15 protein-coding genes are annotated in these 13,623 nt (G+C 56.8%); 3 read left to right on the top strand and 12 right to left on the bottom strand.

Annotated features, from left to right (window positions below):
* Positions 1-63: 63 nt before the first annotated feature.
* Positions 64-507 carry a hypothetical protein gene (locus tag AEP_RS00300; RefSeq protein WP_087493548.1) on the bottom strand — a complete coding sequence of 148 codons (444 nt, stop codon included), beginning with the start codon at positions 505-507 and terminating at the stop codon, positions 64-66.
* A gap of 515 nt (positions 508-1,022) precedes the next feature.
* Complete coding sequence (locus AEP_RS00295) at positions 1,023-1,805, bottom strand: substrate-binding periplasmic protein (RefSeq protein WP_087493547.1); 783 nt, start codon at positions 1,803-1,805, stop codon at positions 1,023-1,025.
* 176 nt (positions 1,806-1,981) lie between these two features.
* Between AEP_RS00295 and AEP_RS00290 the strand changes: the two genes are divergently transcribed.
* Positions 1,982-2,905 carry an alpha/beta fold hydrolase gene (locus AEP_RS00290; RefSeq protein WP_087493546.1) on the top strand — a complete coding sequence of 308 codons (924 nt, stop codon included), beginning with the start codon at positions 1,982-1,984 and terminating at the stop codon, positions 2,903-2,905.
* Here AEP_RS00290 and AEP_RS00285 read toward each other — a convergent pair.
* Both AEP_RS00285 and AEP_RS21320 read right to left on the bottom strand, forming a co-directional pair.
* Positions 2,902-4,359 carry a flavin-containing monooxygenase gene (locus tag AEP_RS00285; RefSeq protein WP_087493545.1) on the bottom strand — a complete coding sequence of 486 codons (1,458 nt, stop codon included), beginning with the start codon at positions 4,357-4,359 and terminating at the stop codon, positions 2,902-2,904. The two genes, AEP_RS00290 and AEP_RS00285, sit on opposite strands and share 4 nt — an antisense overlap.
* Before the next feature lie 198 nt (positions 4,360-4,557).
* Positions 4,558-5,115 (bottom strand): DUF427 domain-containing protein, encoded by a 558-nt coding sequence (locus tag AEP_RS21320; RefSeq protein WP_087493544.1) that lies wholly within the window; start codon positions 5,113-5,115, stop codon positions 4,558-4,560.
* Between the two features lie 261 nt (positions 5,116-5,376).
* Between AEP_RS21320 and AEP_RS00275 the strand changes: the two genes are divergently transcribed.
* Positions 5,377-6,201, top strand: a complete 825-nt coding sequence (locus tag AEP_RS00275; RefSeq protein ID WP_087493543.1) for a substrate-binding periplasmic protein — start codon at positions 5,377-5,379, stop codon at positions 6,199-6,201.
* Between the two features lie 124 nt (positions 6,202-6,325).
* Here the strand turns inward: AEP_RS00275 and AEP_RS00270 are convergent, their stop codons facing one another.
* Genes AEP_RS00270 through hemN form a run of 3 tightly spaced genes read right to left on the bottom strand, consistent with a single transcriptional unit; the run spans position 6,326 to position 9,562 of the window.
* On the bottom strand, positions 6,326-7,462 hold the full coding sequence (locus AEP_RS00270) for a GGDEF domain-containing protein (protein WP_232459885.1): 1,137 nt from the start codon (positions 7,460-7,462) through the stop codon (positions 6,326-6,328).
* A gap of 6 nt (positions 7,463-7,468) precedes the next feature.
* Positions 7,469-8,152, bottom strand: a complete 684-nt coding sequence (locus AEP_RS00265; RefSeq protein ID WP_087493541.1) for a sulfite exporter TauE/SafE family protein — start codon at positions 8,150-8,152, stop codon at positions 7,469-7,471.
* A 9-nt stretch (positions 8,153-8,161) separates the two neighbouring features.
* On the bottom strand, positions 8,162-9,562 hold the full coding sequence (hemN, locus tag AEP_RS00260) for an oxygen-independent coproporphyrinogen III oxidase (protein ID WP_087493540.1): 1,401 nt from the start codon (positions 9,560-9,562) through the stop codon (positions 8,162-8,164).
* A 196-nt stretch (positions 9,563-9,758) separates the two neighbouring features.
* On the opposite strand from hemN, the gene fnr reads away from it, so the two are divergent.
* Positions 9,759-10,478: a fumarate/nitrate reduction transcriptional regulator Fnr gene (gene fnr / locus AEP_RS00255; RefSeq protein ID WP_087497099.1), complete on the top strand. Its 720-nt coding sequence runs from the start codon at positions 9,759-9,761 to the stop codon at positions 10,476-10,478.
* Positions 10,479-10,493: 15 nt separating this feature from the next.
* Here fnr and AEP_RS00250 read toward each other — a convergent pair whose 3' ends face one another.
* The 5 genes from AEP_RS00250 to AEP_RS00230 are packed head-to-tail and all read right to left on the bottom strand — an operon-like array spanning position 10,494 to position 13,614.
* Complete coding sequence (locus AEP_RS00250) at positions 10,494-10,730, bottom strand: hypothetical protein (RefSeq protein ID WP_087493539.1); 237 nt, start codon at positions 10,728-10,730, stop codon at positions 10,494-10,496.
* A gap of 22 nt (positions 10,731-10,752) precedes the next feature.
* The gene (locus AEP_RS00245) at positions 10,753-11,031 is read right to left on the bottom strand and encodes a FixH family protein (protein ID WP_087493538.1); all 279 of its coding nucleotides are present in this window, start codon (positions 11,029-11,031) and stop codon (positions 10,753-10,755) included.
* Between the two features lie 12 nt (positions 11,032-11,043).
* A complete protein-coding gene (gene ccoG, locus AEP_RS00240; protein ID WP_087493537.1) occupies positions 11,044-12,513 on the bottom strand; it encodes a cytochrome c oxidase accessory protein CcoG in 1,470 nt (489 codons plus the stop codon).
* A 27-nt stretch (positions 12,514-12,540) separates the two neighbouring features.
* Positions 12,541-13,452, bottom strand: coding sequence for a cytochrome-c oxidase, cbb3-type subunit III (ccoP, locus tag AEP_RS00235; protein WP_087493536.1), 912 nt, complete (start codon positions 13,450-13,452; stop codon positions 12,541-12,543).
* Between the two features lie 18 nt (positions 13,453-13,470).
* Entirely contained in the window at positions 13,471-13,614 is a 144-nt protein-coding gene (locus AEP_RS00230) for a cbb3-type cytochrome oxidase subunit 3 (RefSeq protein WP_087497098.1), read from the bottom strand.
* Between the last annotated feature and the right edge of the window lie 9 nt (positions 13,615-13,623).

Raw genomic sequence — 13,623 nt, 5'->3', positions numbered from 1 at the left:
AGAAATCAGCTCAGGCTGCGAAGCACATGCCTTCTACAACGCAAAAAATTGGTCAACCATGACCTACATTGATAGACGCGCGTCAGAAACAGGGTTGTTCTTTTGACCACTTTGGAGCTGACCGTCTTGGTAATGCTTCACGAGGTGGTGATACGGGTTCCTTGGAAATGCCAACGGGTTTAACCGGAGCGTATCTAAGCAAGGCCGACTAGCAATCGACTGATCGGAACGAGCAGCAAGTAGGTGCTTTCGGTCGAACAAAATAAAGTTTTGCCCTAGTGCAAATTCCGCACCGTTCGAAAATGCATCGAGTTGGGATAGCGCTGCGTCTAGCGAACCTTGGGAATGGAAATACTCTTCGTAAGTTGAATGTTTCGGATCAAACCGGACCGCTCCAATTTGATGAATTTTGGTGTCCGCCTTTCCTACTTCAAGATCGGTGGAGACACACCGAGTTGCAAACTCGATTGAAAGATTGAGATTTCTTTCCTCCACAGACTCGTCCAAATCTACTGCCCTCCTCGCATGCCGTTTGCCCTATGTCGTGTTTTCTCTTGTAGGCAAGATCAGTAGTTTGTCTCTTTAACATAGCGGAGTTTGCGAATTTGCACATTCCATCTTCGCCAGAAAGTCCGCAATCTCACCGTTGCCGTTCAATCACTTTTGCACACGAAATGCACATATATGAGCCGCAACCCGCATGAATGCTGGCTAATCGCAACTATCCATCATCGGAGCAACGGACAGGCGCCTGATGTTGGACTCAGACATGTTTTTCACAGTCAAGTAGTTACGTGAATTTTGCGGATCACGTTTGGAGATACGCCTCGATCAAAAGAGGACGCGAATTTGAGACCTCTTGCTCATACTGCTGGAGCGTATTCCACAGTAAGAGTCAAGTTGCAGCATTTTCTGTGCATCCAAACGCGAAACCAACAGCGGTCAAATCCCACGTCTGCAATCAAACAACGAAGGGACATTGATTTGCAATCGTTACAAGGCATGTCGATCGCTCGTGGAGGCTATTTCCAGTCCTCCAGCCCATAGGAAGTGAGTAGCTCCTTGAGCGAACCAGCCTTGCGCATCCTGCGAATTTCCGTGTCTAGAGTGGCCACCAATTCCTGAGCGCGCGGATGCTTCTTGCTGAACCCCACATACAAAGGGCTCGGGTTTTGACAACCAGCGGACATGATCTGGTTTTGCAGCCCTTTCGTGGATAGGACATAGGCCATTTCTGTGTAGTCCTCAAAAATTCCATCGATCCGTCCCCGAATCATCATCTCGGCGCGTCGCTCGCTGGGGTTATCCGCGAAAACTTCATGAATTTTTGGACGGTTCTCGGGCCTGCTTAACCATTCACCAAAATCATTTTGATACGCGTTACCCCCGACAACACCGACGCGTGTCAAACCGTCGAGGTCTTGAATAGAGCGGTACTTGAACGGACTCGAAGCCGGCACAAAGACGCAACCCTTTGCCACCCCGATAGGCTCGCTGCCTATGGCAAGCTGATGTTCTGCTGCTTCTTTTGCATTGGCAGCAACGACCGCTGTAGTTTTACCGGACTGGGTATCCAACAGGGCACGCGTCCAAGGCATCACCCGATAACTCACAGACTGCCCCTTTGTCGCAAACGCAGATTTCAAGAGCTCAACCACATAGCCGGGCTTCTTTGCGGTTGGCTCACAGTTGTAAGGGCACCAGGTGTCAGCGACTGCCACCAAGTTTTGAGCAGTTGCATACCCTGTCATTAAGAACAAAGCCAAGATTCCCAAGGCGTGACAAAGACGCTTATTCAAATCCATGGTGTATCCAGTTTGGATTGCAGGGCCTTGAATCTAACGTAAACACCTGCAAACCTCCAACCTAAACACAAGCGTTCTTTGACCGGATCGTTTGAGGCGACAGCCGTCGCATCTGTAGGTATCCTTGATCGTGTGTGTTTCTTTGTTGAAATCTCTTTTGTGAAAAGGGTCTGCACATGGCAATTGTCTACACGCTACTTTTGATTGTTGTGTGCCTCTGGGTGTTTACCCAGTTGCAGCCCGATACCGCGTCGCACTGGGGCTTGGCGTTGGAGCGCAAGCGAAGCGGGTTGGAGCTCAAGTCTCAAGCAATTGAAGGCTTTGACATCCCCTACCTGGAAGGCGGCCAAGGTGAGGTGCTTGTGCTGGTGCACGGCTTTGGCGGTGACAAGGACAATTTCACGCGCATGGCGCGTTTTTTGACACCGCACTTTCGGGTGATCCAGCCTGATCTGCCGGGCTTTGGTGACGCCACACGCGACTCGGCTGCGAGGTACCGCATGGCCGATCAGGTCGAGCGCTTGCATGCGTTCTTTCAGGCCTTGGGGGTGCAAAAAATGATCTTCGGTGGCAACTCCATGGGCGGCTTCATTGCCTGCGAATATGCGGCGCGCTACCCCGAGCAGGTCAAGGCCGTCTGGTTATTGGATGCCGCTGGTACGGCGGCCGCCCACGACTCCCCCATGCTGCGGCACTACCTCGCCACGGGCGACTCTCCCCTGTTGCTGCGCAGTCAAGCCGACGTGGCCCGCTTGATTAGCTCCACGATGGCACGGCCTCCTTACTTTCCAGGCTTCTTGAAGCGCACGCTGGGCGCGCGCGCGATAGCGGATTACCCCTTGCATTGCGAAATCTTCAAAGACCTCAGTCAACATTCGCCCATGCTTGAAGCCCGCTTTACCACCTTGAACACTCCGGCGCTGATCGTGTGGGGGTCGGAGGATGGCATTTTGAGCCCGGCAGCTGCCCTGTCCCAAGAGCGGCTGTTTCCGCGCCATCAGACCATCGTGATGCAGGGGATAGGCCACTTGCCCATGCTCGAAGCGCCAGCCCAAACCGCCAAGGATTTCCTGAAGTTTGAGCAATCGCTCCCGGCTTAACTCTGCTTCACGAATTCCAAAGCACCGTCGTCAATCGGCTGGTCCAGCAGAAGGGCTTTGTCCAACTCGTAAGCATGGGTCACGCGCCATGGACCACTGCGGCCCTGGCGCGGCAGTTCGTTCACGTCCCGCAGGATGTAGCCCGAGGTGAGTGAACTCATCACATTGCCCTCGCCGAGTTGTCCGGCTGGAGCGCGGGGCGTTGCACATGCAATGCCCTTGGCATCCATATAGTTGAGCAGCCGGCAGACATAGCGTGAAGCGATGTCCGCCTTGAGCGTCCACGAGGCATTGGTGTAGCCAAAAATGAAAGCCATGTTAGGTAGGTCTTGCATCAGCACTGCGCGATAGCTCAGCCGCTGGTGGGTCGCCACTGGTGCGCCATCTAAGGTGATTTCCATACCGCCGAAGGTTTTGAGGCGTATGCCGGTTGCAGTCACCACGATGTCCGCATCCAACGACTCCCCTGACTTGAGCAGAATGCCATCCTCGGTAAACGTGGCAATTTCGTCAGTGACGATAGAGGCCTTGCCCGACTTGATGGCTTTGAACAGGTCGCCATCAGGCACCACACACATGCGCTGGTCCCAAGGGTTGTAGCTGGGAGTGAAGTGGCGCATGTCCACCGTGTCCCCCAGTGTTTTCTGGATCGGACGCAACATGAACTTTCGCATGGCATCGGGCCAGCGTTTGGCGCCCTTGTACAGAGCGCGCTGCAAAGCGATATAGGAGGTACGCAAGGCGCCGTAAATCCAGCGTTGCGGCAGGACCTGTCCTAGCCGCGCAATCGCTTTTTCTAACGTGGGTGCGATGAAGTAGTAGGTGGGTGTGCGCTGCAACATGGTGACGTGCGCAGCATCGGCCGCCATGGCCGGAACGATCGTGACCGCCGTGGCGCCACTGCCGATCACGACGACCCGCTTGTCGCGATAGTCCAGGTTTTCGGGCCAGAACTGCGGATGAATGGTCTGCCCTCTAAAGCGATCCAGGCCGGGGAACACAGGCAGGTGCCCTTGGTCATAGTCGTAGTAACCGGTGCAGCTCACAAAAAAGCGGCAGGTGTAGCAGCTGGTTTCTCCGGTGGATTCCTTCAGGGCCGTGATAGTCCAGTGGTTCTGATCGCTGGACCAGTCGGCCCTGAGGATTTTCAAGCCGAAGCGGATATGCCGGTCGACGCCATATTCCTGCGCGGTCTCTTTGACATACTCACGCACCAGCCGGCCTTCAGACAGCACCTTGGGTGACATCCACGGCCGAAAGGCATAGGCGAAGGAAAACATGTCGGAATCAGAACGCACTCCAGGGTAGCGAAACAGATCCCAGGTGCCACCAATCGCGTTACGCCGCTCCAAGATGGCGTATCGCTTGCCCGGAGATTCCTTCTGCAAATGGCACGCCATGCCGATACCTGAAATTCCCGCGCCGACAATGAGCACATCAAAATGTTCGCTCATAGAACTCCCTGCCGAATACCAAGTGCAATGCTTGCCCATAGTGGGCCATGGCTCCAAAAGCCAGTTTATAACTTTGCCCTGAAAGCCTCTCTGCGCGATCTAACTTCAATGCAAACCCGACGATGAAAGGGGTGGCTACCCGCTGCTGGAATGCTCCCTTTGCAGGAAAAACCTAGGGCTGGTTTTAAGCTTTCGCGACTACCAGCCGCTACTGCCTGGTTCGCCCTTGAAGGGCCCCGCTAAATCAGGTGTGATCCATCCGCCATAAAAACCTCCGGGTTGTGCCGACACCTTGGCGCCGCCCACTGTGCAAGCCAGTTCGTGAGCGTAAAAAGCGATGCAATCTGCCAGGGGCTCCGCACCAGCCAGCGGTTGCGGGTAGCTCCAAGCAACCTTCGACAAGCAACGCCCTCCCTCAACCAGATCCCAATATCCGGCAGGGCCTTTCCATTCGCAAAAAGACCCTCCTCCAGCCTCGCGCAATAGCGAACGATGAACAGCAGAAAGGGGAAGGTAATAGGTTGGCGGGTGTGCGGTCTCTCTGACTGCCCAAGCCTCTCTTGTGCGAGCCACTTCTATATCCCCCCAGTACACAACCACCTCACGGATCTCCCGAACAAGCTCTGGTGGGCGCGGAAAGTCCCAGACAGAAATTTGTCCCTCGGAAGGGGTTTCAGCAAATGGGGGACGGTCCACTCCCCGCCAGCGCCATTGGGCGCGGGACCGTTCGATCGGGTCAAGATCATCCTCTGTCATGCGTGGATCTTAGAGGGCGACGCAAGCCTGAATCACCCCGAGACACAAAGCCCCTCAGGTCATCGCACAAATTCCCACTAGAAGATCCAACCGGAAAACATGCACTTGCTCTTTTTCAAGCTTCCAGCTCGCTCACTGCCCTCAGTGGCCCCATTCGTGGGAGTTGTTTGTGAATTAGAAATACCGACAACCTCGCTAGCTCGAATAAACTGGAATCGTCAAATTCGTGAGCCCGTTTAGATACTTCGGAGTCTTCTTGTCATGCTTGGATTCGGTCCCAACCTGCGCGCACTGCTTTTGATTCTGGGTCTTGCGGTTTCTGGTGCATCAGCAAGCCATGCCAAGTGCTCACGGGTGATTCAAGTGCCGGTGGCTCCGATCGGCCAGAGCGTGCTCATCGACGGGGAAAGCATCAGTGGCATTTACCCCGAACTTTTGCGCAGCCTCACCGACAAAGAAGGCTGCAGTTTCACCTTCAATGAGGTGCCTCGGGCGCGGTTGGAAGTGTTGTTTGAGACTGGTCGTGCAGACCTGCTGATACCCGCCAGCAAGACACCAAAGCGCGACGCTTTTGGCACGTTCGTGGCTCTCGTACAAAACCGCCCCACTCTTTTGTCTCTGTCGTCCAACCGCGCAACCATCAAGACGCTGCGGGAGCTGCAGGATGACTCCACATTGAAAGTGGCTTTGGTGCGAGGTTTTGACTACGGCCCTGCGTACCAGGATTTGGTGACCTCCCTTGCAAAGCAGGGGCGGTTAATCATGGATGTGGACGCCATATCAGTAGCTCGGTTGCTCAAGGCCGGCAGTGCACACGCAACCATCATGGCTTCGACCATACTGGCCGGCGCCATGCAGGATGACGAGCGTGTGCGTGATTTACTGGATCGTCTTCGCATTGAACCGCTTGACGAGCTGCCATGGGGTACCAGCGGTGTCTACATTTCCAACAGTTCGCTCACTCCGCAAGACAGGGCGGCATTGCTGGAGGCATTGGAGCGTGCTGCTCGATCGGGAGATGTATGGAAGGCCTTCCTCCGCTATTACAGCCCGGCCATCCTCAAAGGCAGCATCCGCCCGCTCTGAGTCAATTTAAGCTGCAGACGTAAACAGGCTGTCGCGAAACACACAGAGAGACAGGGTCAGCGGCAGATGTATTTCAGCGGACATGGGGCTATCGCCCCGTCCCTGCTTCACCCCTGTTGTGGCGTCAGACAGGGGGGAGGAATATCTCCACCCGGTCACGCCCGCCCTGCTTGGCGAGGTACATCGCACGGTCTGCAAGTTCCACCAGTCGCTTGGGGCTGGGGACGCCTTCGGAATACGCCACACCGATGCTACCCGTCATGGGCCGGCGCAGGCCAATGATGCTCTTGATGGATTCGCGAATGCGCTCAGCCACCACCAGCGCCTCGTTGAGCTTGGTATCGGGCAGGATGACGCAAAACTCCTCACCACCGTAGCGGGCTACATGGTCATAGGCACGAGCCTGGCTCTTGATGGCCAGCGAAACAAACATCAAAGCCTGATCTCCGGCCACGTGGCCAAATGCATCGTTATAGGCCTTGAAGTGATCCGCATCCACCATCAATAGACACAGTGGCGATTTGGAACGCTGGGAGCGCGCAAACTCGTTGGCCAGCAACGTTTCAAAGGCACGACGATTCTTCAGGGCCGTGAGTGGATCAGTAAGGGTTTGTTCCTGCAAATCCTGGTTCAGCTCTTCGATGCGGCGCTGGTGGTTTTCAAGTTGCTGCTGGCGCAGTGTTTGCGCTTTCGCTACCAGCTCCAGTTCTGCATTGGCGCGGCGCAAGGCCAGCAACTGCACCACCTGACGGGAGAGCGCCCGGAGGGCCTCTGATTGGCGCTCGGTCAGTTTGCGGGGCACTTTGTCAATCACACAAACGGTACCAAGAGCGGCACCGGAGGGTGTCAGCAGCGGTGCGCCTGCATAAAAACGGATACCGGGGTCTCCGGTCACTAGCGGGTTATCGACGAAGCGCGCGTCCTGCAATGCATCAGGCACTTCCATGACCCGGTCAGGATCTACGATGGCATGGGCGCAAAAGGCCTGACCACGTGGGGTTTCCATGGCGCTTAAGCCCAGTCGGGCCTTGAACCATTGCCGGTCTTCATCTACCAGCGAAATCAGGGCAATGGGGGTGTCGCAAATGAACGAGGCCAAGCTGACCACATCGTCATAGGCCTGTTCGGCAGGCGTATCCAGGATATTGAAGCTGCGCAGGTCTTCAATCCGTAGCTTCTCATCCAGGTTGGCGGGGTCGTGCATGCAGGCGGACTTTCCTTGGGTCTGCGTGGGCGATGGGCCGCCTGAAGACGATGTCATTCAGTGTCAGACGACGGCACACCATGGTGCTTTATTGTGCACCAATCCCATCCACAAAGCCCACGTTGAGGCCACTGCCAAGGCCGCTCCGGCTAGGCGTATACCCCAAGTGCCATCCCCCATGCGCGACAGACCTAACCGTAACCAGAGCCAGGGGCCTGCCATCATGGTGAGTGAGGTCCCCAGCGCAAAAAGGGCCATGGTCGCAGCGCCGGATAGCGGTTCCCCTGACAGGGAGGCCAGTAGCAAGGCGGAATACAGCAATCCGCAAGGCAGCAGGGACCACACCACGCCCAAGCCCATGGGAGCCGCAAGCGCACTTCCCGCAGAGACTTTGCGCACGCGGGCCCAGACGCTGCGTGCACCGGCTTGCAGCCACAGAGGTTGCTGGCCTGTAAACAGAAGGACGAGCCCCAGAACCGTAGCCGCCACGTGCAACAAGGACCAGACCGGCCGCAACGCAGTGGATTGCACGGTGAGCCAACCCAAGCCTTGCACCGAAGCAGCCGCAAGTGCCCCCAGCGCTGCATAACCTATGACTCTGCCCGCTTGGAAACTCAGCATGGCTGTCGTACCTCTGGCGCCTGCGGCCTGCCCGATGCCTGCACAAGCCGCCCCGCACATGGCAAGACAATGGGGCCCGCCCACGAGGCCCATCAACAAAGCGGTAACTGCCAGAGACGACTGCATCCGGGCAGGTTAAATGATTTTGGAGAAGCGGGCGCGGGTACGGTCGGTTTGCAGATAGCGGTCGAACACCATGGCGACGGCGCGTACAAAGAACCACCCTTGGCTGGTCACTTGGATACCGTTGTCATCCAGCGTCACCAGACCCTGCTCTTCCAAACCGCGCAAGGTATTGAGTTCAGCTGCAAAGTAGGTTTTGAAGTCCAGCAGATACGCAAGATTGATAGATTCAAACTGCAGCTGGCCTTGGCACATGAGCGCCATGATCACCGCACGGCGCACCAGGTCGTCACGCGTAACGGCCATACCCCGCACGATGGGGAAACGCCCTTGGTCGAGGTAGTCGTAATACTCTTCCAGTGTCTTGGCATTCTGGCTGTAAGTGGCACCGATGCGGCCGATGGCAGACACCCCCAAGGCAATCAAGTCGCAATCCGGCTGGGTGCTGTAGCCCTGGAAGTTACGGTGCAAGCGCCCCTGACGTTTGGCGATGGCCAGCGAGTCGTCCGGCAAGGCAAAGTGATCCATACCCACATACACATAGCCAGCCCCCATGAAGGAAGCCAGTGAGTGCGCCAACATGGACACCTTGGAGGCGGCACCGGGCAGCTCCACTGTGGCGATACGCCGTTGGGGCTTGAAGCGCTCCGGCAGATGCGCATAGGCATAGAGGGCAATGCGGTCAGGGCGCAAGGCATTCACTTGTGCGAGGGTACGGTCAAAGGACTCGGGGCTTTGGCGGGGCAAGCCGTATATCAGGTCCACATTGATGGACTCAAATCCACGAGCCCGTGCCGCTTCGACCAAGGCAAATACCTGCTCGGCGGGCTGCACGCGGTGCACAGCCTTCTGCACTGCGGGGTCAAAGTCTTGCACGCCGAAGCTCAGTCGGTTGAAACCCAGCTCGGCCAAGGTATCCAGGCGCGATGCATCAACCGTGCGAGGATCCACCTCTATGGAATATTCACCGCCGGCGGCAAAGCTGAAGTTGCGGCGCAGCATCGCCATGAGTTCCCGCAGTTCAGCGTCGCTCAAAAAGGTGGGGCTGCCCCCACCCAAGTGCAACTGGCTGACGGACTGTCCTGTTCCCATCAATTTCGTGTGTAACTCCACTTCCCGGGTCAGGTAGCGCAAATACGTAGCTGCCTTGTCATGGTGCTTGGTGATAATCTTGTTGCAAGCGCAGTAGTAGCACAGCGATTCGCAAAATGGGATGTGCACGTAGAGAGACAAGGGCAAGGCCAGCGCAGCAGCCCCGGACCGGCGTTGCTGCAAGGCTTGGGTGTAATCGTCCGCACTGAAGGCCTCGACAAAGCGATCTGCCGTCGGGTACGAGGTGTAACGCGGCCCGGAGACATCAAACCGGGTCAATAATTGTTCTGATATGGGTGCGGATGCAATGGCTGCGTTCATGAATACTCCAAGCTAGCGCACAGACTGTGACCGAAGCGCCCGCCAAGCTCCTTGATTTACATCAAGGAGTTTCAGGATGACCGAGACCATAATTGACTTGCATCAGGGGAACACCATGCTTGAACACGCAACACCTACCGCCAAGTCTCTCGACAACCATACGTCCATCGCGATCACGCCGGTCGGCACAGCGGCATTGAACCCCCACACCATCAAAGTGGCTTGCTCCAACTGCAACCTGCGCGAACTGTGCATGCCCTTGGGGTTGAGCGCTGCAGAGCTGGACAAGATTGACGACGTAGTGGCCAGCCGCCGAAAGATCAAACGCGGAGCAACCCTCTTCCGCAACGGAGAAAAGTTCACCAGCCTGTTTGCCATTCGCACCGGCTTCTTCAAAACTTGCGTAGCTTCAGAAGACGGCCGCGACCAGGTGACCGGCTTCCAGATGGCCGGCGAAATCGTGGGGCTCGATGGCATTGTGAACGACCACCACACGTGCGATGCAGTAGCCCTCGAAGATGCCGAAGTCTGCGTCATGCCCTTTGACCGCATTGAAGAGCTCTCGCGGGAAGTGAATTCGCTGCAGCGCCATGTCCACAAGATCATGAGCCGCGAAATCGTGCGTGAAAACGGCGTGATGCTGCTTCTGGGTAGCATGCGAGCCGAAGAGCGACTGGCTGCGTTTCTGCTGAACCTGGTTCAGCGCCTGCATGCCCGCGGCTTCTCGCAAAGCGAGTTGGTGTTGCGGATGACCCGCGAAGAGATTGGAAGCTACCTTGGTCTGAAGCTTGAGACCGTGAGCCGCACATTCTCCAAATTCGTGGAAGACGGCATTGTGGAAGTCAAGCAGCGCCATGTGCGCATCTTGAACACAGAGGCCCTGAAGGACATTGTCAACCCCAAGGTCTGCAACTGAGCGGGGCTCAAACTCCTAGTCGTTGACCTCGGCGGCACTCATATTGAGCAAGGCGGTCAAGGCGCTGGAGGCCAGCGTCACCGCCCAGAAAACGAAGAACGCCAGGGTGTAAATCCCTTGGCGTGAAAGCGGTAGCGCTGCATCGTGCCAATGCAGATCGTGCGGGTCAATGAATGCAAACACCACGATCTCCAGTACTCCGGCCGCCAGAAAAGCGGGCCAGACGACTGCCATCCATTTACCTGTCGGCATACATCGCTCCTGAAAATCCGCTTTAGCGCGGTGCAGTGGTGGGCACTACCCCTGTCGCTGCATGGTTTCGCGCCTGCATGGCTGGGGCCAGGCTCTCAGGCTTGGCCGCCAAAGACTTGTTGATGTCTAAGCCGGCCTGGTAGTAGTTTTCATCGACGATGGGGTCCATGCCACGCACGGCAATATAGAAGGTCAGGAAACTCGCCACCACCACGATGAGCGGACCGGAGACTACCAGCCACACATGACCGAACTTCCACCAGGGTGCGGGTGTGTTGGACGAAGTTGTAGGGTTGGACATAAGCAGTCTTTCTTAACGCGGAACAATGAATACGGACTTTTCAGTCACTGCGGCAGACGCGGGAGCCGATTTCACCGTGAAATGGATGGGGTGAGAACCGGGAGCCGCACCTTCGTAGGGAAGCTGCACACGGACGGCGATCCAGCGCGATTCGGTAGGGCCGACTTCCATGCTGGCATCGGTCGACACCGTTAACCCCGGGAGCCCATCAACGCTGACTTCATAGGTTTGCGGAGTTTCCCGGGTGTTCATGATTTGCAGGCGGTACACATTCTCCAGACGACCACCCGACACAATGCGGGCCAAAGTGCCGCGGTCGCGCTCCACATCCACTTTGAATGGCGGGCGCAACCAGAGACTGGTCAACATCGCGATTACCACGGCCAGCAGTATGCCGGTGTAGATCAGCACACGGGGTCGAAGCACATGACGCAAGGTTTGGGCATTGGTCCAGTGCTGACTCAAGGCGTTCTGTGTAGAGTATTTCACCAAGCCACGGGTGTAACCCATTTTGTCCATTACGGTGTCACACACATCGGCACAAGCACCACAACCAATACATTCGTATTGCAAGCCTTTGCGGATATCAATACCGGTCGGGCAGACTTGCACGCACAAGCTGCAGTCCACACAGGCGCCCAGATTCAAGGTTGCGATGTCGGCTTTTTTGGAGCGGGCACCCCGTGGCTCCCCGCGCTCCTGGTCGTAGGTCACGATCAAGGTGTCTTTGTCAAACATGGCGCTTTGGAAGCGCGCATAAGGACACATGTATTTGCAGACCTGCTCGCGCATGTAGCCCGCATTGCCGTAAGTGGCAAAGCCGTAGAACAACACCCAGAAGGTTTCCCAAGGGCCCATGGACAACGCCATGAATTCAGCGCCCAGACTGTGGATGGGTGTGAAGTAACCCACGAACGTGAATCCGGTCCACAAGCCAACGGCAATCCACATCAGCTGCTTGGCTGCTTTGCGCCAGACCTTATCGAGATTCCAAGGACCTGCGTCACGCCGCATGCGGGCAGAGCGGTCTCCTTCCGCCAGCTTTTCCAACCAAAGGAAAATTTCGGTGTACACCGTTTGCGGACAGGCATAGCCGCACCACAAACGCCCTGCTACCGCCGTAAACAAAAACAAGGACAGTGCGGAGATCACCAGAATGCCGGTGAGATACACAAAGTCCTGCGGGTACAGCACAAGGTTGAAGATATAGAACCGCCGAGCCCCGAGATCAAACAGCACCGCTTGGCGCTGCCCCCACTCCAACCATGGCAATCCATAAAACACCAACTGGGTCAGGAAGACCAACGCCCACCGCCACTTCGAGAAGTAGCCCGACACGCTGCGCGGATAAATCTTCTTGTGCGCTTCGTACAGGGCAATCGTCTCCTCGTCGGCACCGGGTGGCGGGGCAATGGGCCCTTTGTCCGGTGATGCGACGATAGGAATGATTTTCTTCTCTGCAGTGGAGGCGGGTACGCTCAAGGAATGTCCTTTGCTTGGCAGCCGGCTTTACTTGGCCGCACCAGTGTTGGAGAAACCCCAGACATAGGACGCCAGAACCTTGATCTGCGCGGGAGACAGTTTTTGCGCTTGCGCGGGCATCTGGTTGACCTTGCCGTTGTTCACCATGGCGATGATGGCGTTTTCGCCATAGCCGTGCAACCAGATGTCGTCGGTGAGGTTCGGTGCACCGAGCGCCTGGTTGCCCTTGCCGTCTGCACCGTGGCAGGCTGCACAAGCTGCGAACTTGGGCTTGCCCAGAGCAGCGCGCACCGAGTCGTTGGGGCTTCCCGACAGGCTGAGCACATAGTTCGCTACGTTCTTCACGTCATCTGCGGTACCGACGGCTGCTGCCATCGGTGGCATCTGGCCGATACGACCCTGGTTCAGTGTCTCGATGATCTTGTCGGGTGTGCCGCCGTGCAGCCAGTCAGCATCGGTCAGGTTGGGAAAGCCTTTGGAGCCATGAGCGTCCGAACCGTGGCATTGGGAGCAGTTGTTCATGAACAAACGCTCGCCGATGGCATGGGCCTGAGGGTCCTTGGCCATGTCTTCAGGCGTCATGCTGTCAAAGCGCGCATAGATGGGCGCGATGTCGGCTTCGCCCTTGGCGATTTCGGCTTGCAGCTGGCCCTTGGATGTCCAGCCCAGCTTGCCGGCGGAATTGCCCAAGCCGGGGTAGAAGGCCAGATACACGCCGGCAAACACGATGGTGATGACAAACAAGCCTACCCACCAACGGGGCAAGGGGTTGTTCATTTCACGCAAGTCGCCGTCCCAGACGTGACCGGTAGTGTTGTCATTGGCGGTCATGGCCTTGGCTTTGCCGCTGAACCACAACAGGAACAGACAGGCCACGATGCCGATGACCGTGACGGCGGTCACGTAGACCGACCAGAAGTTGCTTGTGAAGTCACTCATTTTGATTCCTTTTGGGGCTCAGTCCTGCTCGAAAGGCAGGTTGGCGGCCTCTTGAAAGTCGCTGGAACGGCTCTTGGACCAGGCCCAGCGAACAATGGCGATAAAGACCACGAAACTGATAACCGTGGTGATAGAGCGCAGGTTGTTGACATCGATGTCCATGGTCATCCC

The sequence above is a fragment of the Curvibacter sp. AEP1-3 genome (assembly GCF_002163715.1).
Classification (GTDB): Bacteria; Pseudomonadota; Gammaproteobacteria; order Burkholderiales; family Burkholderiaceae_C; genus Allorhodoferax.
The sequence above is the reverse complement of the archived record's forward strand: the minus strand, read 5'-3'. Positions and strand labels throughout refer to the sequence as shown.

Bases quoted from the DNA above. Each gene is read 5' to 3' on its own strand.
- AEP_RS00275 (WP_087493543.1), top strand. From the start codon at position 5,377: ATGCTTGGATTCGGTCCCAACCTGCGCGCACTGCTTTTGATTCTGGGT.
- AEP_RS00250 (WP_087493539.1), bottom strand. From the start codon at position 10,730: ATGCCGACAGGTAAATGGATGGCAGTCGTCTGGCCCGCTTTTCTGGCG.
- AEP_RS00265 (WP_087493541.1), bottom strand. From the start codon at position 8,152: ATGCAGTCGTCTCTGGCAGTTACCGCTTTGTTGATGGGCCTCGTGGGC.
- AEP_RS00270 (WP_232459885.1), bottom strand. From the start codon at position 7,462: ATGACATCGTCTTCAGGCGGCCCATCGCCCACGCAGACCCAAGGAAAG.
- AEP_RS00295 (WP_087493547.1), bottom strand. From the start codon at position 1,805: ATGGATTTGAATAAGCGTCTTTGTCACGCCTTGGGAATCTTGGCTTTG.
- AEP_RS00290 (WP_087493546.1), top strand. From the start codon at position 1,982: ATGGCAATTGTCTACACGCTACTTTTGATTGTTGTGTGCCTCTGGGTG.
- hemN (WP_087493540.1), bottom strand. From the start codon at position 9,562: ATGAACGCAGCCATTGCATCCGCACCCATATCAGAACAATTATTGACC.
- ccoP (WP_087493536.1), bottom strand. From the start codon at position 13,452: ATGAGTGACTTCACAAGCAACTTCTGGTCGGTCTACGTGACCGCCGTC.
- AEP_RS21320 (WP_087493544.1), bottom strand. From the start codon at position 5,115: ATGACAGAGGATGATCTTGACCCGATCGAACGGTCCCGCGCCCAATGG.
- AEP_RS00230 (WP_087497098.1), bottom strand. From the start codon at position 13,614: ATGGACATCGATGTCAACAACCTGCGCTCTATCACCACGGTTATCAGT.
- AEP_RS00285 (WP_087493545.1), bottom strand. From the start codon at position 4,359: ATGAGCGAACATTTTGATGTGCTCATTGTCGGCGCGGGAATTTCAGGT.
- AEP_RS00245 (WP_087493538.1), bottom strand. From the start codon at position 11,031: ATGTCCAACCCTACAACTTCGTCCAACACACCCGCACCCTGGTGGAAG.